The sequence below is a fragment of the Brenneria sp. g21c3 genome (assembly GCF_040240345.1).
GTDB lineage: Bacteria > Pseudomonadota > Gammaproteobacteria > Enterobacterales > Enterobacteriaceae > Brenneria.
Genome location: NZ_JBEIAB010000006.1, coordinates 64,015 through 86,191, shown reverse-complemented (window position 1 = coordinate 86,191; position 22,177 = coordinate 64,015). Strand labels below are relative to the sequence as shown.

Here is a 22,177-nt window from a genome sequence, read left to right as displayed (position 1 = left end):
ACGGAAAATAATGACATGCCTGCAAATGTAGGTGACTTGTTTTATTGATTGGCATTCAGGGAGTTCTGTTTTGTTACGTAACAACGTTAAGTATACCGTTCAACAACCAAGCAGAGATCGGGTATGAGCGCCTCGATAACCGGCACAGCTACCGGTAAAAGCGGCTTTGGCGAAATACTCAACCGCTTACGCGCCAATCCGAAGGTTCCTCTATTGATTGCAGCGGCGGCAGCTATCGCTATTGTCGTCGCGCTGGCCTTATGGGCCAAAGGGCCCGACTATCGGGTGCTGTATAGTAATGTCAATGACCGTGATGGCGGCGCTATCGTCAGCGAATTGACAAAACTTAATATTCCTTATCGCTTTGCCGATGGCGGCGGCGCGATAATGATCCCGGCCGAAAATGTTCATGAAACACGTTTGCGCCTGGCGCAACTGGGCTTGCCTAAGGGCGGCGCCGTCGGGTTTGAACTGCTCGATCAGGAAAAATTCGGCATCAGCCAATTCAGCGAGCAGATCAATTATCAACGCGCGTTGGAAGGCGAGCTTGCCAGAACCATTGAAACGCTGGGGCCGGTGCAAAACGCGCGCGTACATTTGGCTATTCCCAAGCCCTCGCTCTTTGTTCGCGAGCAGAAATCCCCGTCATCCGCGGTAACCTTGACACTGCAACCAGGCCGGGCCCTGGATGAAGGACAAATTAATTCCATCGTCTATATGGTTTCCAGCAGCGTTGCAGGATTGCCCCCGGACAACGTTACCGTCGTTGACCAGACAGGGCGTCTGCTCACCCAGGCCGGCGGCAGCGGCCGCGACCTGAACGCGGCTCAGCTCAAATACAGCAACGAAGTCGAAGCCATGTATCAGCGTCGCATAGAGGCCATCATCGCGCCTATCGTCGGCATGGGCAACGTGCATGCGCAGGTGACCGCGCAAATCGACTTTGCCGCCCGCGAACAGACCGATGAGCAGTATCAGCCCAATAAGTCGCCCGATAAGGCCGCGATTCGCTCGCAGCAAACCAGCCAAAGCGAACAAAGAGGCGGCCCAAACGTCGGCGGCGTGCCTGGCGCGTTGTCTAATCAACCGGCTCCCGCGCCTACCGCGCCCATCCAGACGCAACCGAATAATAACGCCAACGCCAATAATCAGGCCGGACAGCAAAATAATAATGCAGCGGGCGCTCAGGCCAATACCAGCGCCAATACCGCTATGCAGACGTCCAACATCCGTAACGATGCCACGACAAACTACGAAGTCGATAAAACCATTCTGCATACCAAGCACAGCAGCGGCGGCGTAAAACGGTTGTCCGCGGCAATCATCGTTAACTATTTACCCCCCGGCGAAGATGGTAAACCGGTCGCGCTGACTGAAGATCAAATCAAGCAGATTGAAAGCGTCGCCCGTGAAGCGATGGGGTTCTCGGCTGAACGCGGCGACTCCTTGAACGTGGTTAATACGCCGTTTATGGATTCAGCGGAAGGCACCGGCGAACTCCCCTTCTGGCAACAACAGGCGTTTTTCGATCTGCTGATAGAGGCGGGTCGCTGGTTGCTGGTACTGATTGTCGCCTGGATATTATGGCGCAAACTGGTTCGTCCGCAGTTGCAGAAGAAAGCTCAGCAACAAGAAGCGGCCGAGACGGCGGCAGCCATGGCTAAAGGCGGAGATGACGATGTCGTCGTCAACCTGAGCAGTTCAGAAGCAGAACAGCAGAGAAAATCGCAACAACGTATCAGCGCGGAGCTGCAAAGCCAGCGCATACGTGAACTGGCAGAGAACGATCCGCGCGTCGTCGCGTTGGTCATTCGTGAATGGATGAGTAGTGAACTATGAGCCTGACAGGAACAGAGAAAAGCGCCATCTTATTGATGACCATCGGTGAAGACCGAGCCGCAGAGGTATTTACCCACCTTTCGACCAGAGAGGTGCAGCACCTCAGCGCGGCGATGGCGAATGTTCGTCAGGTTTCACAACAGCAGTTAATGGAAGTACTGAAAGAGTTTGAAGCGAATTCGGAACAATTCGCGGCGCTGAGCATCAACGCGAGCGACTATCTGCGCTCGGTCCTGGTCAAAGCGCTGGGAGAAGAGCGCGCGTCAAGCCTGCTGGAAGATATCCTGGAAAGCCGCGAAACCACGACCGGTATGGAAACGCTCAATTTCATGGAGCCGCAATCCGCCGCCGATTTGATTCGCGACGAGCATCCGCAGATTATCGCCACCATATTGGTGCATCTGAAACGTGCGCAGGCGGCCGATATCCTTGCGCTATTTGACGAGCGTCTGCGTAATGACGTCATGTTGCGTATCGCCACCTTTGGCGGCATACAGCCGGCGGCATTGGCCGAACTGACCGATGTACTGAACGGCCTGCTGGACGGCCAGAATCTCAAACGCAGCAAGATGGGCGGGGTGCGTACCGCAGCCGAGATTATCAACCTGATGAAAGCACAGCAGGAAGAAGCGGTTATCGATGCGGTGCGGGAATTCGACGGCGAACTGGCGCAGAAAATCATCGACGAAATGTTCCTGTTCGAGAATTTGGTGGACGTGGACGACCGCAGCATTCAGCGTTTGTTGCAGGAAGTCGAATCCGAATCCCTGTTGCTGGCATTGAAAGGCGCCGACGAACCATTACGCGAGAAGTTCCTGCGCAATATGTCCCAGCGCGCGGCGGAAATCCTGCGCGACGACCTGGCCACCCGTGGCCCTGTGCGCATGTCGCAGGTGGAAAACGAACAGAAAGCCATTCTGCTTATTGTTCGTCGTCTGGCGGACAGCGGGGAAATGATCATTGGCGGCGGCGAGGATGCTTATGTCTAATGCCTCTATCAATCTCGACTGGCAACCCTGGCAGTTGAATGATTTGTCCGAGCCCAACAAACCTGCTGTCAAAGAGCCGGAGATCATTGAGCCGGAAGTCGTGACCGACGTGAGTCCATTGGCTGACGATGAACTGATTTCGCTGCGTCAGCAGGCGATGCAACAAGGCCGCGAAGAAGGATTTGCCCAAGGCCGCCAGCAGGGTTATGACGCTGGTTATCAGGAAGGTTTAAATGCCGGTCGGCAGCAAGGGTTGCTGGATGCTTCTCAGCAGCAGCAGCCAATGGTTGAACAGATGCAGCAGATGGTTACCGAATTCCAGCAGACGCTGGATGCGCTGGACAGCGTCATCCCTGCCCGACTGATGCAACTGGCTTTAACCGCGGCCAAACAAATTCTGGGGCAGCCGCCGGTCTGTGACGGCACCGCGCTGCTCAGCCAAATCCAACAGTTGATCCAACAGGAACCGATGTTTTCCGGTAAGCCGCAATTGCGTGTGCATCCTGCGGATCTTGAGCGAGTCGAACAGACATTGGGGCCGACGCTCAGTCTGCACGGCTGGAAACTGTTAGCGGATAATCAACTGCATCCCGGCGGCTGTAAAGTCAGCGCCGAGGAAGGCGATCTGGATGCCAGCCTGGCTACCCGCTGGCATGAACTCTGCCGCCTGGCGGCGCCGGGAGAACTATGATGACCTCGCGCCTCGGGCGTTGGCTCGACGCTCTGGATTCATTTGAGAATCGGATTGGCGGCACGCCATCCACACGTCGCTACGGCCGTCTGACCCGGGCTACGGGGTTGGTTTTGGAAGCGACCGGCTTGCATATGCCGCTGGGTGCGACCTGCCTTATCGAACGTAAAAACGGCAGTCAGGTAGACGAAGTGGAAAGCGAAGTCGTTGGCTTTAATGGACAACGGCTTTTCCTGATGCCTTTGGAAGAGGTCGAAGGCATCACCCCCGGCGCCCGCGTTTATGCCCGCGTTGATTTAGATAACAGTTCGCAGGGCAAACAACTTCCGCTGGGTCCGGAGCTATTGGGTCGCGTATTGGACGGCAGCGCCAAACCATTGGACGGATTGCCGTCGCCGGATACCGGCTATCGCGCGCCGTTAATTACCGCGCCGTTCAACCCGTTGCAAAGAACGCCGATTGAACACGTGCTGGATGTGGGCGTGCGCGCCATTAATGCCCTGCTGACCGTGGGGCGCGGTCAACGTATGGGGCTATTCGCCGGCTCCGGCGTTGGTAAAAGCGTATTATTAGGCATGATGGCGCGCTATACCCAGGCTGACGTCATTGTCGTCGGTCTGATCGGCGAACGTGGTCGTGAAGTCAAAGACTTCATTGAAAATATTCTGGGCGCCGAAGGGCGCGCCAGATCCGTCGTTATTGCCGCCCCCGCCGACGTGTCGCCGCTGTTGAGGATGCAGGGCGCCGCGTATGCGACGCGCATTGCGGAAGATTTTCGCGACCGGGGTCAACATGTTTTGTTAATCATGGATTCACTGACGCGCTATGCCATGGCTCAGCGTGAAATCGCACTGGCGATTGGCGAACCGCCGGCCACCAAAGGCTACCCGCCTTCCGTCTTCGCCAAATTACCGGCGCTGGTGGAACGCGCCGGCAACGGCATTCACGGCGGCGGTTCTATCACGGCTTTCTATACCGTATTAACCGAAGGGGACGACCAGCAGGATCCCATCGCGGATTCCGCGCGCGCCATTCTTGACGGACATATCGTTCTGTCGCGTCAGTTGGCGGAGTCCGGTCACTATCCGGCGATTGATATAGAAGCCTCAATCAGCCGCGCCATGACTGCATTGATTGATGAAAATCACTACGCTGAAGTCCGCCAGTTTAAACAACTGCTATCCAGCTACCAGCGCAACCGCGATTTGGTCAGCGTCGGCGCTTATGCCGCCGGCAGCGATCCATTGCTTGATAAAGCCATTCGCCTGTACCCGCAGATGGAAGCCTTTTTACAGCAGGGTATGTTCGAGCGCAGCGGCTATGACGAGGCTTGTCAGGCGCTGAATACTATTTTCCCTCGTAACAATCAGGAGAGCAGATGAAAAACACGTCTCCTTTAATTACGCTGCGTGATTTGGCGCAGAAAGAGGTCGAGAAAGCCGTCGGTCAATTAGGTCAGGTGCGCCAGGCGCATCAGCAGGCTGAACAGCAGTTGAATATGCTATTGAACTATCAGGATGATTATCGCCAAAAATTAAACACCACCATGTCCGGCGGAATGGCGAACAATAGCTGGCAGAATTATCAGCAATTTATTCAGACACTGGATAAAGCGATTGAACAGCATCGGCAACAGCTTTTACAGTGGACATCGCGTTTGGATCTGGCAATGAAGGCATGGCGGGAAAAACAGCAACGGTTAAACGCGTTTGAAACATTACAGGATCGCGAAGCAACTAGGCAAGTCGCCAGAGAAAACCGTATAGAACAAAAACAGATGGACGAGTTCGCCCAACGGGCCTCACAGAGGAAAACAGAGCTATGAAGCTGTCCGCATTACCCATAACGACAAGCGCCGGCGATACCGGTAGTTCTACCGCATCTTCCCTGTTGACGCAGGGCGAGTTACCCAAAGATTTTATCGCGCTGCTGGGCAAACAGTTGTCTCTGTCTTCAGACCCGTCAGTCAACAAATCGCTTACAGCGATGGATGATAAAGAAGCGCTGCTCAACGCGCTTGGAAAAGACGCCGTCGCTGATTTGAATAGTGATGATTTAAATGCCCTGTTGGCCTCATTCGGCTCGTTAACCGGCTCAGTGGCGCCAGCGGACATTGAACCTACCGACGCAACGGTCAAAGCGGATAAGACCGCGCTATCGGATGAAAAAGATAGCGATAGCGACAATCAAGCGGTGGTTATGCAGGCATTACTTGCCATGTTGCCGCCGGGAATCACAGCGCCGGCGAACGGCGCTGATGATGCGCAAAATGTCGCCCCTGCCCTTTCCGGCTTGATCACCGGGAAAAAACAGGACGCTCCCCTTTTGTCTGATGCTCGCACGACAGCAGATGATGCCGGGGATGAGAATTCGTCATCGACGCGCATTGGCATTGCAGGCATCACATTAAAAGACGCCGATGCGACGTTAACATCGAGCGATTCGCTCAAACGCTCGGCGGCGGTTGATCAAGCTGATGATTCAGCCAAATTCGCCACCACATCGCCGTTGATTGCCAGCGATCGCAATAGTCAGGATTCTCCGCTGATTTCCGGTAGTCAGAGCGCGCCGACGCCGCATATATCGCTGACGCCGCCTGCTCAATCAACGCTTGCCGGCAGTGCTGCGACGCCGTCGTATCAATTAGCGACGCCGTTTGGCTCGCCTCAGTGGCAGGACGCGCTGAGTCAGCAGGTGGTGATGTTCAGCCGTAATGGACAGCAGAATGCCGAGCTACGCCTGAATCCGCAGGAGTTGGGGCCGCTGCATATCAGTTTGAAAATTGACGATAATCAAGCGCAAATTCACCTGGCATCCGCAAATAGCCAGGTGCGCTCGGCACTGGAAGCCGCGCTGCCCCACCTGCGTAACGCGATGGCGGAAAGCGGCATTAATCTGGGACAAAGCAGCGTGGGCAGCGACGCCTCCAGTTGGCAAGCGCAGCAACAAACGGCAAATAACAGCGGCGAAGGGAATAACGGCTCTTCTTATCAGCAGCAATTTGGCGATTCATCGGGAAATATCGCTAAACCATTAGAGGTTCCAGCGCATTTGCAATCAATGGCGTCTTCAGCAAATGGCGTTGATATTTTTGCCTGATAACGGGGTAAAGAAATAAGTTAACACGTTTTTTCTTGTCTATTCGCCGTATTGATCGTGTGAATAGACGAGATAATCATTAACATGATGTATTTATTATTGGTTTGCATCAGTAATAAATATCAATAAGTAACAGGAACTCTCTTTGGCTATGTCTGATATACAAGTCCGGCCGGGACGAAAAAGCTCTTTCTGGTTAATACTACTGATTATCGTTGCTCTTGCAGCCACCGGGGCTGCGGGTGTTGGCTGGTGGCTATTGCATCAGAAAAACGCCGCGAACGCTGAACAGGAGGCGCCACCGCCGCCCGAACCCGTGTTCATGCCCCTGGACACGTTCACTGTTAATTTAGTCAATGCGGATAACGATCCCGATCGCGTGTTATACGTTGGCTTTACCTTGCGTTTGCCGGATGAGGCGACCCGCACTCGGTTCAATAATTATCTGCCCGAGGTCCGCAGTCGTTTGCTGCTGCTTCTGTCCCGTCAGAATGCGACTGAGCTTGCAAACGAACAGGGTAAACAGAAATTAATAGAAAATATCAAACAAGTGTTAAGCCCGCCATTGATCCCCGGTCAACCGAATCAGGTGGTTACTGATGTCCTGTTCACTGCCTTTATACTGCGATAATCATTATGGGCGATAGCATTCTTTCTCAAGCAGAAATAGACGCGCTATTAAATGGCGACAGCGGCGATAGCGCCGCTGATGCCAACGCGTCGACTAAATCTTCAGATGGGGACGTGAGACCCTACGATCCCAATACCCAGCGACGAGTCATCCGTGAACGTTTACATGCGCTGGAAATTATTAATGAACGTTTCGGCCGTCAGTTCCGGATGGGCTTGTTTAACCTCCTGCGCCGTAGTCCCGACATCACGGTAGGCCCCATTAAAATTCAGCCTTATCATGATTTTGCGAGAAATCTTCCCGTACCGACCAATCTCAATCTGGTGCATCTGAAGCCATTGCGCGGCACGGCGCTGTTTGTTTTTTCCCCCAGTCTGGTCTTTATCGCTGTGGATAACCTGTTCGGCGGCGACGGCAGATTCCCGACAAAAGTGGAAGGACGGGAGTTCACTCACACGGAACAGCGCGTCGTCAAACGTATGCTGCGTCTGGCTCTTGAGGCCTACAGCGACGCCTGGAATGCCATCTACAAGCTGGAAGTAGAGTACGTTCGTTCGGAAATGCAGGTTAAATTCACCAACATAACGACCTCGCCTAACGACATAGTGGTCACAACGCCGTTCCATGTCGAGATCGGCTCGCTGACCGGCGAATTTAATATCTGCATTCCCTTCTCCATGATTGAACCGTTGCGTGAGTTACTGGCCAACCCGCCGCTGGAAAATTCGCGTCTGGAAGACCAGAGCTGGCGGGAAACATTAGCTAAACAGGTACAGCATTCCGAACTCGAACTGGTGGCGAATTTTGTCGATATCCCTTTGCGCTTATCCAAAGTTTTGCAACTGAAACCAGGCGATGTTTTATCTATCGATAAGCCAGAACGTCTGATCGCCCATGTCGACGGCGTACCGGTTCTGACTAGCCAGTACGGCACGCTCAACGGGCAGTATGCCTTACGTGTTGAACACTTGATTAACCCAATTTTGAATTCTCTGGATAATGAGGAACAGCCCAATGAGTGACACCAAGAAACCGTCCGACGACAAGGAATCAGTGGACGATCTGTGGGCTGATGCATTCAACGAGCAACAGACTGCGGAAAAAAGCGCTGCGACGACGGAAGGCGTATTTAAGACATTGGAAGGTCAGGAGTCCATCGGCTCGTTGCAGGATATCGATTTGATCCTGGATATCCCGGTAAAACTGACTGTCGAACTGGGTCGAACCAAAATGACCATCAAAGAGCTGCTGAGATTATCTCAAGGTTCTGTCGTCGCGCTCGACGGACTGGCGGGCGAACCATTGGATATCCTGATTAATGGTTATCTGATCGCGCAGGGCGAGGTGGTGGTGGTCGCCGATAAGTACGGCGTACGTATTACGGACATCATCACGCCGTCCGAACGTATGCGCCGTCTGAGTCGCTGATGACCACGCTCCAGACGCCGTCCACCCAGAGCGCGACCACAGGTCAGCCATCTACGCTGGCGGCCGAGCCGCCGCTCACCGGCAGCATGCTGTTGACTCAGGTCGGCAGCGTCCTGGGCGGAATATTGCTACTTATTTTGTTTATTGCCTGGCTGGTGCGCAAACTCGGCTTTGCCCCGCAGGCAAAACAGAATAAGTTGTTGAAAGTGGTCTCCAGTTGTCCGGTCGGGCAGCGTGAGCGCGTGGTTATTGTGGAAGTTGACGACACCTGGCTGGTGCTGGGCGTTACCGCGCAACAGGTTACGCCGCTGCATACCTTGCCGGCGCAACCGATTGATAACGGCAGTACGTCGTCCGGCGTCATTAAGCCGCTTGATTTTCAGCAATTATTCAAAAAAGTTCTCAAACGTCCGGAAAAATCGGCATGACCGTGTTATCTCGTCAATCGTTCAGCCCCGTGTTGTACCGTTCTCTGCGCTATGTATTAACCGCCGGATTACTGTTTTTGACGCCTTCGGTGTGGGCGCAGCTACCCGGGATCGTCACCCAACCGCTGGCGAACGGCGGACAGAGCTGGACGCTGCCGGTACAGACGCTGGTTTTTTTAACCTCGCTGACCTTTATTCCCGCCGCGTTGTTGATGATGACCAGTTTCACCCGCATCATCATTGTCCTCAGTCTGTTGCGTAACGCCCTTGGCACTCCCACGGCGCCGCCTAACCAGGTGCTGCTGGGATTAACGCTGTTCCTGACGTTCTTCGTAATGTCGCCGGTATTGAACCGCGTCTATGAAGAAGCCTATGTTCCATTCAGTCAGGATCAAATCAGTATGGAACTGGCCATTGAGCGCGGAGCGGAACCATTGCGGGAATTTATGCTGCGCCAAACGCGGGAATCCGATCTGGCGTTGTTCACCCGACTCGCGGAAATCCCGCAGATACAGGGGCCGGAAGCGGTGCCGATGCGCGTCTTATTGCCGGCGTTTGTCACCAGCGAGTTGAAAACGGCTTTCCAGATTGGCTTTACCGTCTTTATTCCGTTTTTGATCATCGACCTGGTGGTTGCCAGCGTTCTGATGGCGCTGGGGATGATGATGGTGCCGCCAGCCACCATATCGCTTCCCTTCAAACTGATGCTGTTTGTGTTGGTAGACGGCTGGCAATTACTGCTCGGCTCGCTCGCTCAAAGTTTTTACAGTTAGCGGTGTTGACTACCGGAAATAGACATATCCGCATATTGCATTCGCTTGACAGAGGAACGCTAAAATGACGCCAGAATCAGTAATGGCGCTTGGCTATGAAGCCATGAAAATTGCACTGGCGCTGGCGGCGCCTCCGCTGTTATCCGCGCTGCTCAGCGGCTTGATTATCAGTTTGTTGCAGGCGGCGACGCAGGTAAACGAAATGACGCTGTCGTTTATCCCTAAAATCCTGACGGTATTCTTTACGCTGGTTATTGCCGGCCCCTGGATGTTAAATCTTATGCTGGACTATATGCGTACCCTGTTCGGCCAGCTTCCCTACATCATCGGTTAAACATGCTGACGTTTAATAGTTGGGACATGCTTAACTGGGTCAGTCAGTTTTTCTGGCCTTTTGTCAGGATCCTGGCGCTTATCAGCACCGCTCCGGTATTCAATGAACGATCGATCAGCAATCGGGTAAAAATCGGATTGGCGCTGTTTATTACCCTGCTTGTAGCGCCCTATTTGCCGTTGAATGACACGCCTATCTTCTCTGTGATTGGTATATGGGTATTGATTCAACAGATTTTAATCGGTATCGCATTAGGACTCTCCATGCAGTTGGCGTTCGCCGCGGTCCGCCATGCGGGAGAACTGATCGGGCTGCAAATGGGGTTGGCGTTCGCCACTTTTTTTGACCCGACAGGCGGTCCGAATATGCAAGTATTGGCCCGCTTTCTTAACATCCTGGCGATTTTACTTTTTCTCACCTTTGACGGACACCTCTGGCTGATTTCACTGCTGGCCGATAGCTTTTATACCTTACCGATAAGCGCCACGCCGTTAAACAGCCATGCTTTTCTGGCCATTGCCCGTGCAGGCGGATTGATTTTCATCAATGGATTGATGCTGGCATTGCCGATCGTAACCCTGCTGCTGACCATCAACCTTTCGTTGGGACTCCTCAATCGCGTTGCCCCCCAGCTCTCCATTTTCGTTGTCGGCTTCCCCGTCACGTTAACGGTGGGCATCATGACGCTCGGTCTGTTGATTCCGTTGCTCGCCCCATTCACGGAACGTTTATTCAGCGAAGTTTTCGATTTATTGGCCGACGTTCTCACCCAGTTATCCACCTCCTGAGCATCGCTTTTTACCTGCCGATAGCCCCGCCACCTCGATTTTGACGATTAGCTAACGGTATTTTTGCCGGGTGCGGCGGTGACGTTAAATCGGGGGAGAGGATTCAAACGGATAGAATAAAAAAACGGCATGTCATCTTCATCAAGGTGACATGCCCAAAAAATACGCCCGGTTTAAGCGTATTCAAATCCGTTGCGCCCGGATGATGCGGACGCTATTTATTTAACTGAAACAACGACATGGTTTGCATATTATTAAACACCTGGTAAGACGCATTCAGCGAGGCTTGCTGCATCGTATAAGTTGAAATAGCATCATACCAATCCGTATCTTGCAACTGAGACAGCGCGGTCTTATTGGCCAGCGTCCGGTCGCTGCCGATAGAATCCAGGTTATCCAGTTCATCAAGCTGAACGCCAAGCTCGGCCCGCACGGCGGAAACATTGTTTAGTGAGTTAGTTAGGCCGCGACTGGCAGTTCCCAATGCGGCCTGAACCGTGGCTTTGGTGGCGTCATCGGCGCCGTCAAGCGGGGTCTCCAGGGCGCCGATCGCCAGATCCAACGTCGCAAATAGGTCGGATTGCACGCTGCCGTCAGGCTCTTTTTGCGCATCACCCGTTACGCCGTTAAACACCGTCGATCCGATATGACCGGTGGTCATTGAGCGCGCGGCATCAACCTGTTGCTCAATAGCCTGGTATCCGCCGACGTAGTCCACACTGCTCGTCCCCTGTACATACGGCGCGCTTTCGGTTTCATAACCGGCAAAAATATAATTGCCGTTGCCGTCGGTGCTGTTGGCCATATTCAGCAGTTGCGCTTTGATGCCGCGCAACTCCGTCGCCAGCGACTGACGATCATCATCGCTTTTCACCCCGCCGCCGCTGATAACCTGAGTATTTGCCGCGATAATGGAGTCCGCAACTTTTGTCAGCACTGATTCTTCCAAAGACATACTCTGCCTGGCGAATGTGCGCGCCAGCGTATACTGACTGTTTTCCGACTCGGCCTGACCGAGCATTACCACCTGGGCGGCGGCAATGGGATCATCCGATGGATTAACAACGCGTTTTCCCGTAGAAAGCTGATCACCGCTTTTCTGCCAGACAGACTGACCGTTCAATATGCCTTGCATATTCTGCTGATATATCATGCTGGTGCTTAAGCGCATGGTATCAATTCCTCTTTCTAAGCAGTGGGTTAACTACGAATCGATAACAAAGCATCAAAAATGGTTGATGCGGTTTGGATAACGGCGGCATTTGCCTGGTAATACTGTTGATAACGCATCAACTCGCCATATTCCTCATCCAGATTCACCCCGGACACTGATTGCTGTTCGGCAGTAAGCTGGGTCACGACGCCGGATTGCGACGTATTATTGATTTTCAGGGTGCTCGTCTGGTTGCCGACATCAGCAATCAGGCTGGCATAAGCGCTGGTCAGGGTGGATTTACCCTCAATGACTTTTTCGCTCTGTAACGCCAATAACGCCTTGGCGTTCGTATTGTCGCTGGCGCCGCCAAATACCGGGTCTCCGTTGCTATCCAGCACCTGATTGCCGTCTTCATCCAGCTTGACGGAAGCCGCGGCGATTTTACTGGAATCCGTGATGGCGACGCTCATATTGGTGATAACGTTGGCCAGCGGTTTCAGCGTAAAGCTATCGTTGGCGGAAGGCGTACCTGAAATCGTCACCTTCAATCCATCAAAATTCAGGCTGGAATCAGAGGTGTCGACGGCGGCGGTGAAGGTGGCATTATCAGAGATGCGGGTAACCTGCCAGTCGGCGCCGTCGTATTTGATCGTATAATCCGATGCTTTGACTTCATTTGTCGCCGTATAGTCGGCGCTCAGTTCCGCACTCCCTGTATTTGCCGAATTTTTCAGCACCGAGGCGCCGCCAAACGAGAAAAAGTCCTCACCGACCTCGCCATTCAGATTGTATCCGGCCTTATGCTGGGTATTAAACGCATCGGCAAAGGCCAAAGCCATCTGGCCCAGTTGGTTGCTGACGTTATCTAACGTCTCGGAACGGAAGGAAAGCAAGCCACTGAGGGAGCCGCCTGTGATTGCGCTTTCCCTGACTTCGCTGACACCGGCAATCTTATCGTTATAACCGACCGTAATACGAGCAGGATCGCTGCTGGAACTGACCGCGACCAGCTCATTGTTACGTGTTCCCTGCACCAGATTGAGCCCGTTTTTGAGCGTAACGTTGTAAACGCTGCCATCCTGAACGGCGACATCGACACCCACCAGTTTATTCAGCTCATTGACCAATTGATCGCGCTGATCGAGCAGATCATTCGGCGCCTGGCCCTGATTCGCTCCCGTCAGGCGGGTAATCTGGTTATTCAACTCGGCAATCTGACTGGCGTAGGTGTTGATCTGTCCGACCGTACTCTGAATTTGCGTATTCAGCCCCTCGGCGGTGTCCTTCAGATATTTATCGGTCACCTTGAACTGATTGACCAATCCCTCTGCCTTGCCCAGCACAGTCTGACGGGTCGATGAGTCGCCCGCATTACTGGTCAGGCTCTGCAAATTGGTAAAAAAAGCCTGCAACGTTGTCGAAAGGCTGGTGGTGCTATCCGCCAGTAAGTTATCAATCTTGGAGATTTGTTCGTAATAGCTGTTTATTGAACTGCTTTTCGTTTGCGCAGAACGTAATTGCGTTGAAATGAAATCATTATATTCGCGGTTAATGCTGACCACATTCACGCCGTTGCCAATATAACCGGCTGAGGTGCTGGTGCTTACCGCCTGTGACAGCAGCACATTCTGTCGGCTGTATCCTGTCACGGCCTGATTACTGATGTTATTACTCACCGTGCTCAGCGCCGCCTGAGCGCCTTTTAAGCCACTCATCGCGGTATTAATCAAATTGGACATGTGGAAGTTCCTTGTACACAAGGCGTTGACGAAATGCCGTGCGCTTATTAAATAAATGTGCCGCGAATGGCTATGCCACACTCGCTTTGCCTGAATAAGTTATCGACCGGAAACGGCAAAACTTAAAAGAAAAATCAAAACAGTTGGCTTAAATCATGGGTATAGGCTTTGACCGCTTTTTCACCCGCGCTTTTCATCTGCTGAATCATGCCGACCAGCTTTTTAGCGTATTGCGGATCGGTGGCATAACCGGCATTCTGCAAGGCATGAGCGGCCTGCTCGGCGCTGCCGGCATTCGCCACATTGGCATAACGGGGATTTTGCGTCAGCAGTTTCACATAATCAGCGATAGCCTGCGTATAGGAGTCGTAAACCCGGAAACTGGCCTTGACCTTTTTCGCCACCCCTTGTTCATATTCCGTCGTGGTTATCTCCGTCACCGGGCCATCCCAACGGCTGCCCGCCTTGATGCCGAACAGGTTATGACTCGGGCGCCCGTCTTCGGTGGGAATTTCACGCTGTCCCCAGCCTGATTCCAGCGCCGCCTGGGCAATAATCAAGTGATGGGGAATGCCGCTTTGCTGACTGGCCATTTGCGCCGGGATCGACAGGCGGGAAACGAAGTTATCGCTGGACAGCGGCAGAGCGGAGCCTTCCGCAGGCAGTCTGGGCATGGCGCGACGTACAATTTGCTCGACCGCCGCCGCCGGCATGTTTTGCACCGCGACGCGGTCAAATGTTAATGGCGCGGACGCTTTGGGCTCGGTCGGCGCGGTTCGCCCGCCGGACAGTTGCCGAACCATCACATCGGCCAGTCCCAACCCTTTTCCTGCGACCTGTTGACCGATTTGCTGATCGTACATGGATGTAAAAAGACGCGTCTGCTCGCTGCTGAAGAGCCCGTCCTGCGGCAACGCGGCGCGCATACTCTTCATCATCATCTGGACAAAAACGCCTTCCATTTGTTGAGCCACTGCCCGGATCCCTTCCTGACTCTGAGGATTACCGGCCACCTGCCTTTTGAGCGCATTCAGCGACTGAGCGTCATAAGCGGCGCTGCTCTGCATTTGCACATCGTTGCTCATCAGATAATTTCCAACTTGGCGCGCAGACAACCCGCGCTTTGCATTGCCTGTAAGATGGACATCAGTTCCATTGGCGTCGCGCCTAACGAGTTCAACGTACGCACCACATTATTCAAATTGGCGCTGGCGTTAACGCGCTGCAACGCGCCGCCGCTCTGCTGGACGGCGATTTCAGTTTGTGGCGTAACCACCGTCTGCCCGCCGGCGAATGGCGTATCGGGCTGATTGACATTCGCCTGCTGGTTGATCGTCACCGACAGATTGCCCTGAGCAACGGCGCAGCTATCCAGTACGACGTCGCGGTTCATCACCACCGAGCCGGTACGGGAATTAATAATTACCTTGGCGTCCTGTACGCCCATATTGATTTCGATATTTTGAACATCCGCCAGGAAACGCACCTGCGAACTATTGCCATGTGGAACCATGACCTGGACGGTACGTGAATCCAACGGCGTCGCGCTGCCGCTAAGACCAGAACGATTGATGGCGTCGCTGATGCGTTGCGCCATGGTAAAATCATCTTCGTTCAGTTGCAGCATGATAGTATTCGTCGAGCCGAACGTGTTCGGTAATTCACGCTCAATAATCGCGCCGTTGCTGATGCGACCGCCGGCAAGCTGGTTAACCTGAACGCTGCTGCCGCCGGCGGCGGCGCCTGCGCCGCCGACCAGTACGTTGCCTTGCGCTAATGCATAAACCTGGTTATCAACGCCCTTTAATGGCGTCATCAACAATGTACCGCCACGCAGACTTTTGGCGTTCCCCATTGAGGAGACCACGACGTCAATGTTTTGCCCGGCGCGGGCAAACGGCGGCAACTTTGCCGTAACCATTACCGCTGCGACATTCTTAAGCTGCATATTGGTTCCGGTCGGGACGGTAATTCCCAACTGGGAAAGCATGTTATTCAGGCTCTGAGTCGTAAAGGGCGTCTGCATGGTTTGGTCACCCGACCCATCAAGCCCTACCACTAATCCGTAACCAATCAGTGCGTTATCACGCACCCCCTGGACACTCACCAGATCGCGAATCCGCTCTGCCGAAACGGGCATACTGGTCAGCGCCAGCAGGGCAAACAGAACGGTGAAAAATGAAGTAATCCGCATCAGGCGCCTCTTTATTAACTTAGAACGGAGAAACATTAAGGAAGAACCGCTGCAACCAGCCCATGTTTTGCGCTTCGTTGATATAACCGTTGCCCACATATTCTATACGCGCGTCGGCAACCTGCGTTGATGGCACAGAGTTAGTGCCGCTAATGGTTCTGGGATTCACCACGCCGGAAAAACGGATAAATTCAGTTCCCTGATTGATCGCAATCTGTTTTTCACCCACCACATTCAGGTTGCCGTTCGGTAAAACCTGATTAACGGTAACGGTTATCGTACCGCTGAATGTGTTGTTGGCATTCGCCCCGCCCTGACCGCTAAACTCATTGGTTCCCGATGCATCCAGCGTCGCCCGGTTATTGCCGAACAGGCCTTCCAGATAACGCGGCGTGGTGCCGAGGCCAAAAGTGGATGACCCATCACGGCTTGCGTTGGCCGACGAACTCTTGCTGGCACTCACGTTTTCCTGCAACACGATGGTCAGGGTATCTCCCACATTACGCGGCCGGCGATCTTCAAACATCGGCTGATAGCCATAGTTCATCGGCTGAGTCGTCTGAAAAATAGATCCGTTAGACGCAGTCATCACCAGCGAAGTCGGTTGAGCCGTTGTCGGACCAGTCACCACTTTATCGTGTGGAATATAGGCGCAGCCGTTGAGTGTCAACATCATGAACAAGACCAACGGACGAGGTCGGCGGAATTGTTGGATAGCAACCGACTTTGCATTCATCATCACTACGGATATCGCCTTAAAGTAAAAATATTTCAAGATATTCATAGGGTAACAGCGACACTGAACGCTCTCGCCGGATATTCTGAACGCGCCATGCCGTTACCCTTTTTTACCATGACTTATTACAGCTGGGTCAGCTTCTGCAACATTTGGTCAGAAGATGAAATCGCCTTACTGTTAATCTCATAAGCACGTTGGGTCTGAATCATGGAAACCAGCTCTTCGGCCACGTTGACGTTCGAGGTTTCGACATACTTCTGACGCAATAAACCGGCGCCGTTGAGACCCGGATTGCTTTCATTCGGCGCGCCGGAGCTCTCGGTTTCCAGATACAAATTCTCACCCATGCTTTCCAGCCCGCTATCATTGATAAAGGTCGTCAGCGTTAATTGACCCACCTGCGTCGCGGCGGTCTGGCCCTGCTGGGTGACGCTGACAATACCGTCGCGGCCAATCGTCATTTCGATGGCGTTGGCGGGAATGGTGATCGCCGGTTGCACTTGAAAACCGCTGGAGGTCACCAACTGCCCATTGCCGTCGAGTTGGAAAGAGCCGTCGCGGGTATAGGCAGTGGTGCCATCCGGCAACTGCACCTGGAAAAAACCCTGCCCGCTAATCGCCACATCCTTGGAGTTTCCCGTTTCCGAGAACGTCCCCTGAGTATGTATACGTTCGGTCGATACCGGACGAACGCCAGTGCCTAACTGCAAGCCAGAAGGCAGCATTGTCTGCTCGGATGACTGCGCGCCTGGTTGACGAACAGTTTGATACAGCAAATCTTCAAACACCGCACGCTGACGCTTAAAACCGTTGGTGCTGACGTTTGCCAGGTTATTGGAAATTACATCCATATTGGTTTGCTGGGCGTTCAGACCGGTTTTCGCAATCCACAAAGAACGGATCATCTAGTCACTCCTGTGCGCGCTTGGCGCTTAACTCATTGCTAATATCTGATTAGCGCGTTGGGCATTATCATCGACGCTGCTGATCACTTTCATCTGCATTTCGAAGCGGCGGGCGTTGGCGATCATATCCACCATGGTATCAACCGGGTTGACGTTACTGCCTTCCAATACGCCGGGCATCACTTGCATGGTCGGATCGTTAGGCAGCACGTTGCCGCGTTGTTGTTGCGCCTCTGGCGTAAGACGGAACAGGCCATCATCAGAGCGCGTCACTTCCTGCCCTGTCGCCTGTACCAGTTTCAAACGCCCGAGCTGAGCGATGGTGTTTGGCGGATCGCCCGCGTTCAATGCGGAGATGGTTCCGTCTGACGCTATCGTGATCTGAGCCTGAGGAGGAACCTCAATCGGTCCGCCGTCACCTTGCACCAAATGCCCCTGGACCATCAACTGACCGTCGGCATTGATCTCGATATTACCGTTACGGGTATAGGCTTCATTGCCGTCCGCCGCCTGAACGGCCAGCCAACCGTCTTTCGCAAGGGCGACATCCATCGCCCGACCGGTATAGTCCATTACCCCTTGCGTCATATCCGCGCCGGGCGTCGAGGCGACAACCAGCGTGCGGGTGGGTAATGACAACCCATTTACCGGCACTGCGCGCAGCGCCGAAAGTTGGGCGCGAAAACCCGGCGTCGACGCATTGGCCAGATTGTGAGCGGTAACCGCCTGCTGTTCCAGCGTCTGACTCGCCGCGCCCATCGCCGTGTAAATAGCGTGATCCATGCAATATCTCCGTTAAAACAATTAACGCAGGCTGATCAACGTTTGCAGAATGGCATCCTGCGTTTTGATGGTCTGCGAATTGGCCTGATAGTTGCGCTGAGCCACAATCATATTAACCAGCTCTTGACTCATATCGACGTTGGAGCTTTCCGTCGCCTGACCGATCAGCTTACCCAGGTTGCCGGTGCCGGCCAGGTTAACCACCGCCTGTCCGGAGTTATCGGTCGCCGACCAGACGTTATCGCCCTCGGGAGATAACCCCTCAGGGTTGGAGAAGTTGGCTAATACAATCTGCCCCAGAATCTGTTGTTTCTGGTTGGAATAAGTGCCGACGACGGTGCCGTCGTCATTGACGCTGTAGCCGGTCAGTTCACCGGGCGCATAGCCGTTCTGGGTCGGAGACTTGGTGCTGTTATCACTGTTTTGCTGCATGCTGCCGGCGAAGTTCAGCGTAAACGTACTTGCCGCCGAACCGTTCAGCGAATTCATGGCCAGCGTAAACGGCCCCGGCGTCGTCACAGCGCCGTTGCTGGAGAATTCGAGGTCGATCTTTTGGTAGTCAGAGGTGCTGTCGCTGGTATCTTTTGCGTACGCGCTCCACTGATTGTCGCCCGTCTTGACGAAATAGAGTGCGAAATCATGGGCGTTGCCCAGGCTGTCGTAGGTGGTGATCGAGCCTTTGTAGTTGGAGGTGTCAGCCGCGTTGGTTTCATCCCAGGTCTTGACCGCATCGGAAGAGTTCAGGTTGGCGATAATGGAAGCCACGGTGGTCGCCTGAGCGGCCATGGCATCTTCCGGAATAGTCAGCGCGACGGGATCGGCCCCCTGCTGAATGGTCGGCGGCGTACCCGTCGCCGGATAGCCGGTCAACTGCATGCCCTGCATATTGACGATATTACGGGCGCTATCCAGCGTGAACTGACCGTTACGGCTGTAATAAACAGAACCGTTGGTATCCTGTACGCGGAAAAAACCGCTGCCGCTGATGGCAATATCCAGCGCGCGCGAACTGCTGGTGACCGTACCGTTGCTGAAATCCTGCATCACGGCGGCGACCTGGGTCCCCATCCCGACTTTAGAGCCGGCGAACATATCGGCAAAAGATACCGTACCGGTCTTGAATCCTACCGTTGCCGAGTTGGCGATGTTGTTGCCGATGACATCCAGGTTATTGGATGCGGCGTTTAATCCGCTGACCGCCTGTGAAAAACCCATGTTACTCTCTCCAGATAAATTGATTACACCGTATTCCAGTCATACCGTCGCGCTGGAATACTATGACGTTCGATGACTGTTACAGGATCTGCCGGACATCTTCCAGCGAGGCTTTACCGCGCAGGCCGAGATCCAGCAATGCGCCGGAATCGCTGTTGGTCACGCTGTTGACCAGCGCATAATTCAGCGGTTGCACCACCTGCTGAGCGCCGTTGGCGCTGGCGGCGATAGATACGGTGTAGGCGCCATCCGGCGCGACTGTGCCGTCCGAGGTCTTGCCGTCCCAGTTAAAAGAGTGGACGCCGGCGGACAACGCGCCCAGATCCAGAGTCTGTACCACTTTGCCGGTGCTATCGGTAATCGTTGCCGTAACCGTGTCCGACGCTTGCTCCAGTTCCAGTCCGAACGGCGTAGTCGTCTCACTCCCGACCAACACCTCGCTTCCGGGCACCATCACGCCATGGCCAATCAGGGTCGTTGCCTGCAACGACTGATTGTTATTGATCTGACCGGAGATAGACCCCAGCGTCGTATTCAGTTTTTCAATACCGCTTACGGTATTAATCTGCGCCAACTGACTGACCAACTGGTCGTTATCCATCGGGTTGGTGGGATCCTGATTCTGCAACTGAGCAACCAGCAGCGTCAGAAACTGATTTTGCAGATCGACACTGCTAGTGCCGTTTGTCGTCGTTGTCGAACTGGCCGCTGTTTGCGTTGCCGAGCTCGTATCGTTAACGGTAATTGACATGCCATTCCCCCGGTTTATTGTCCAATCGTCAGCGTTTTCAACATCATCGTTTTCGTGGTGTTCAATACTTCTACGTTTGCCTGATAACTGCGTGATGCTGAAATGGTGTTAACCATTTCCGACACCGGATCGACATTCGGCATACGCACATATCCCTGAGCATCCGCTAAAGGATTGCCTGGTTCATAGACCAAACGAGCGGGCGACGGATCATCAACAACGCCGGAGACACGCACGCCGCCGGTGGACTGCCCCGGCGCCGCATTCACCTCAAACACCACCTGTTTGGCGCGATAAGGTTCTCCATCCGGGCCGGTAACGCTGTCGGCATTCGCCAGGTTGCTGGCGCTCACGTTCATGCGCTGCGATTGCGCAGCAAGCGCGGAACCAGAAATCTCGAATATATTCAATAACGACATAAAACCTTGCCTTTTATCACGTTACTATCATGAGCCAGACTGTAGAACCGACATCATGCCTTTGATTTGACCGCTCAGAACCGTCAGACTGGATTGATATTTCAGGCTGTTATCGGCAAAATTGGTGCGCTCGCGATCCATGTCCACGGTGTTGCCGTCCAATGCCGGCTGGTCGGGAACGCGGTATAACAGATCAAGCTCCGGCGGCTGGAAATTCTGTGCGGGAATATGCCGTACAGAGGTGGTTTTTAAAGCAATACCTGTACCTTCCGCACGGCCCTGTTCCATAACCTTATTGAGCTGACTGGCGAAATCGATATCCCTTGCCTGGTAGCCAGGGGTGTCCGCATTGGCTATATTTGCGGCCAGAATTTCCTGCCGCTGGGCACGCAAGTTCAACGCTTCCTGTTGAAACTGCAACGAGGCGCTTAATTTATCGAGCATGCTCCCTCCGCAAGTTAGAATTTAGAGCGGATAGGATAATTCTCATTATGGCAATGCCATCGAATGAATAGACATAAAATGCGGCGCTATTTATTGCCTTAACCTCAGGCGGAAGCCATTACACTGGCGCACGGATATACCGTTATCTGGAGATCGCATATGAAAAGACAAAGTAACCTCATATGGCTACTGATCTGCTTGTCAGTATCGCCGTTCGGTCACGCTGCCCCGTCCGATCTTGCGACACAGATAAATGAATTTTTTTCCGCGCGTTACAAAGCAAGCCCCAATACGACGGTTAAGGTCGTGGTTAAATCGCCGCAATCACAGTGGCCGCAGTGCGAAAGGCCGCAAATATCCTTACCGACAAGTACGCGGACCTGGGGTAATATCAGCGTTTCGGTTCGTTGCGGTCAGCAGCGCAAATTCATCCAGACCGAGGTTCAGGTAACCGGACACTATGTGGTGAGTAGCCGTATCGTCAATCGCGGAGCAAAACTGGAAAAGCGTGATTTACGCCTGACCAAAGGCCGCCTTGACCAGTTGCCGCCGCGCGCCATACATACGCTGAGCGAGGCGGAAGGCGCGATTACCCTGCGCGATCTGACGCCGGGACAACCAATAACCGCCTCAATGCTGCGCAGAGCATGGATAATAAAGGCAGGACAAAACGTGCAGGTTTTTGCGCAGGGAGAAGGCTTTACCATCAACAGCGAGGGTAAGGCGATGAATAACGCGGCGGTGGGTCAGTCGGTCAGAGTCAGAACCGCATCAGGTCAGGTCATAAGCGGCGTCGCCGGCGAGGATGGGATTATTCTTATTCCACAGTAAT

At 53.7% G+C, this 22,177-nt stretch carries 25 protein-coding genes; 14 read left to right on the top strand and 11 right to left on the bottom strand.

The genetic code is table 11. From position 1 onward, the window contains the following. Positions 1 to 123: 123 nt before the first annotated feature. From fliF to fliR, 13 genes are all read left to right on the top strand, one after another. On the top strand, positions 124 to 1,839 hold the full coding sequence (fliF, locus tag ABRZ28_RS11565) for a flagellar basal-body MS-ring/collar protein FliF (RefSeq protein ID WP_319602865.1): 1,716 nt from the start codon (positions 124 to 126) through the stop codon (positions 1,837 to 1,839). After that, the gene (fliG, locus tag ABRZ28_RS11560) at positions 1,836 to 2,828 is read left to right on the top strand and encodes a flagellar motor switch protein FliG (RefSeq protein ID WP_319602866.1); all 993 of its coding nucleotides are present in this window, start codon (positions 1,836 to 1,838) and stop codon (positions 2,826 to 2,828) included. Before fliF ends, fliG begins: the two co-directional genes overlap by 4 nt. Then, positions 2,821 to 3,519: a flagellar assembly protein FliH gene (gene fliH / locus ABRZ28_RS11555; RefSeq protein ID WP_330520312.1), complete on the top strand. Its 699-nt coding sequence runs from the start codon at positions 2,821 to 2,823 to the stop codon at positions 3,517 to 3,519. Before fliG ends, fliH begins: the two co-directional genes overlap by 8 nt. Continuing rightward, a complete protein-coding gene (gene fliI, locus ABRZ28_RS11550) occupies positions 3,519 to 4,901 on the top strand; it encodes a flagellar protein export ATPase FliI (protein WP_319602954.1) in 1,383 nt (460 codons plus the stop codon). Before fliH ends, fliI begins: the two co-directional genes overlap by 1 nt. Further along, positions 4,898 to 5,344, top strand: a complete 447-nt coding sequence (gene fliJ / locus ABRZ28_RS11545; protein ID WP_319602868.1) for a flagellar export protein FliJ — start codon at positions 4,898 to 4,900, stop codon at positions 5,342 to 5,344. Before fliI ends, fliJ begins: the two co-directional genes overlap by 4 nt. After that, positions 5,341 to 6,618, top strand: coding sequence for a flagellar hook-length control protein FliK (locus tag ABRZ28_RS11540; protein ID WP_330520311.1), 1,278 nt, complete (start codon positions 5,341 to 5,343; stop codon positions 6,616 to 6,618). Before fliJ ends, ABRZ28_RS11540 begins: the two co-directional genes overlap by 4 nt. Positions 6,619 to 6,769: 151 nt before the next feature. Further along, positions 6,770 to 7,249, top strand: coding sequence for a flagellar basal body-associated protein FliL (gene fliL, locus ABRZ28_RS11535; protein ID WP_330520310.1), 480 nt, complete (start codon positions 6,770 to 6,772; stop codon positions 7,247 to 7,249). 5 nt (positions 7,250 to 7,254) lie between these two features. After that, positions 7,255 to 8,271 carry a flagellar motor switch protein FliM gene (fliM, locus tag ABRZ28_RS11530; protein ID WP_330520309.1) on the top strand — a complete coding sequence of 339 codons (1,017 nt, stop codon included), beginning with the start codon at positions 7,255 to 7,257 and terminating at the stop codon, positions 8,269 to 8,271. Further along, positions 8,264 to 8,677, top strand: coding sequence for a flagellar motor switch protein FliN (fliN, locus tag ABRZ28_RS11525; protein WP_319602872.1), 414 nt, complete (start codon positions 8,264 to 8,266; stop codon positions 8,675 to 8,677). Before fliM ends, fliN begins: the two co-directional genes overlap by 8 nt. Further along, a complete protein-coding gene (gene fliO / locus ABRZ28_RS11520) occupies positions 8,677 to 9,105 on the top strand; it encodes a flagellar biosynthetic protein FliO (protein ID WP_319602873.1) in 429 nt (142 codons plus the stop codon). Before fliN ends, fliO begins: the two co-directional genes overlap by 1 nt. Next, positions 9,102 to 9,878 (top strand): flagellar type III secretion system pore protein FliP, encoded by a 777-nt coding sequence (gene fliP / locus ABRZ28_RS11515; RefSeq protein WP_319602874.1) that lies wholly within the window; start codon positions 9,102 to 9,104, stop codon positions 9,876 to 9,878. Before fliO ends, fliP begins: the two co-directional genes overlap by 4 nt. 64 nt (positions 9,879 to 9,942) lie before the next feature. Further along, complete coding sequence (gene fliQ, locus ABRZ28_RS11510; protein WP_319602875.1) at positions 9,943 to 10,212, top strand: flagellar biosynthesis protein FliQ; 270 nt, start codon at positions 9,943 to 9,945, stop codon at positions 10,210 to 10,212. A 2-nt stretch (positions 10,213 to 10,214) separates the two neighbouring features. Continuing rightward, positions 10,215 to 11,000 carry a flagellar biosynthetic protein FliR gene (gene fliR / locus ABRZ28_RS11505; RefSeq protein ID WP_319602876.1) on the top strand — a complete coding sequence of 262 codons (786 nt, stop codon included), beginning with the start codon at positions 10,215 to 10,217 and terminating at the stop codon, positions 10,998 to 11,000. A 214-nt stretch (positions 11,001 to 11,214) separates the two neighbouring features. Here fliR and flgL read toward each other — a convergent pair whose 3' ends face one another. From flgL to flgB, 11 genes are all read right to left on the bottom strand, one after another. Further along, positions 11,215 to 12,171 (bottom strand): flagellar hook-associated protein FlgL, encoded by a 957-nt coding sequence (gene flgL, locus ABRZ28_RS11500; protein WP_330520308.1) that lies wholly within the window; start codon positions 12,169 to 12,171, stop codon positions 11,215 to 11,217. A 29-nt stretch (positions 12,172 to 12,200) separates the two neighbouring features. Beyond that, a complete protein-coding gene (flgK, locus tag ABRZ28_RS11495) occupies positions 12,201 to 13,895 on the bottom strand; it encodes a flagellar hook-associated protein FlgK (RefSeq protein WP_330520307.1) in 1,695 nt (564 codons plus the stop codon). 134 nt (positions 13,896 to 14,029) lie between these two features. Next, positions 14,030 to 14,980 carry a flagellar assembly peptidoglycan hydrolase FlgJ gene (flgJ, locus tag ABRZ28_RS11490; RefSeq protein ID WP_330520306.1) on the bottom strand — a complete coding sequence of 317 codons (951 nt, stop codon included), beginning with the start codon at positions 14,978 to 14,980 and terminating at the stop codon, positions 14,030 to 14,032. After that, the gene (locus ABRZ28_RS11485; protein WP_319602880.1) at positions 14,980 to 16,089 is read right to left on the bottom strand and encodes a flagellar basal body P-ring protein FlgI; all 1,110 of its coding nucleotides are present in this window, start codon (positions 16,087 to 16,089) and stop codon (positions 14,980 to 14,982) included. Before ABRZ28_RS11485 ends, flgJ begins: the two co-directional genes overlap by 1 nt. 19 nt (positions 16,090 to 16,108) lie before the next feature. Beyond that, on the bottom strand, positions 16,109 to 16,825 hold the full coding sequence (gene flgH, locus ABRZ28_RS11480) for a flagellar basal body L-ring protein FlgH (RefSeq protein WP_319602955.1): 717 nt from the start codon (positions 16,823 to 16,825) through the stop codon (positions 16,109 to 16,111). A 125-nt stretch (positions 16,826 to 16,950) separates the two neighbouring features. Continuing rightward, entirely contained in the window at positions 16,951 to 17,733 is a 783-nt protein-coding gene (gene flgG, locus ABRZ28_RS11475) for a flagellar basal-body rod protein FlgG (protein WP_319602881.1), read from the bottom strand. Positions 17,734 to 17,760: 27 nt separating this feature from the next. Continuing rightward, positions 17,761 to 18,516 (bottom strand): flagellar basal body rod protein FlgF, encoded by a 756-nt coding sequence (locus tag ABRZ28_RS11470; protein WP_319602882.1) that lies wholly within the window; start codon positions 18,514 to 18,516, stop codon positions 17,761 to 17,763. Between the two features lie 21 nt (positions 18,517 to 18,537). Continuing rightward, positions 18,538 to 19,731 carry a flagellar hook protein FlgE gene (gene flgE / locus ABRZ28_RS11465; RefSeq protein ID WP_330520305.1) on the bottom strand — a complete coding sequence of 398 codons (1,194 nt, stop codon included), beginning with the start codon at positions 19,729 to 19,731 and terminating at the stop codon, positions 18,538 to 18,540. Positions 19,732 to 19,810: 79 nt separating this feature from the next. Then, a complete protein-coding gene (flgD, locus tag ABRZ28_RS11460; protein ID WP_319602884.1) occupies positions 19,811 to 20,482 on the bottom strand; it encodes a flagellar hook assembly protein FlgD in 672 nt (223 codons plus the stop codon). 14 nt (positions 20,483 to 20,496) lie between these two features. After that, positions 20,497 to 20,901 carry a flagellar basal body rod protein FlgC gene (flgC, locus tag ABRZ28_RS11455; RefSeq protein ID WP_095834298.1) on the bottom strand — a complete coding sequence of 135 codons (405 nt, stop codon included), beginning with the start codon at positions 20,899 to 20,901 and terminating at the stop codon, positions 20,497 to 20,499. Between the two features lie 27 nt (positions 20,902 to 20,928). Continuing rightward, entirely contained in the window at positions 20,929 to 21,345 is a 417-nt protein-coding gene (flgB, locus tag ABRZ28_RS11450; RefSeq protein WP_319602885.1) for a flagellar basal body rod protein FlgB, read from the bottom strand. Between the two features lie 159 nt (positions 21,346 to 21,504). Between flgB and flgA the strand changes: the two genes are divergently transcribed. Then, positions 21,505 to 22,176 (top strand): flagellar basal body P-ring formation chaperone FlgA, encoded by a 672-nt coding sequence (flgA, locus tag ABRZ28_RS11445; protein ID WP_330520304.1) that lies wholly within the window; start codon positions 21,505 to 21,507, stop codon positions 22,174 to 22,176. Position 22,177: the final 1 nt, after the last annotated feature.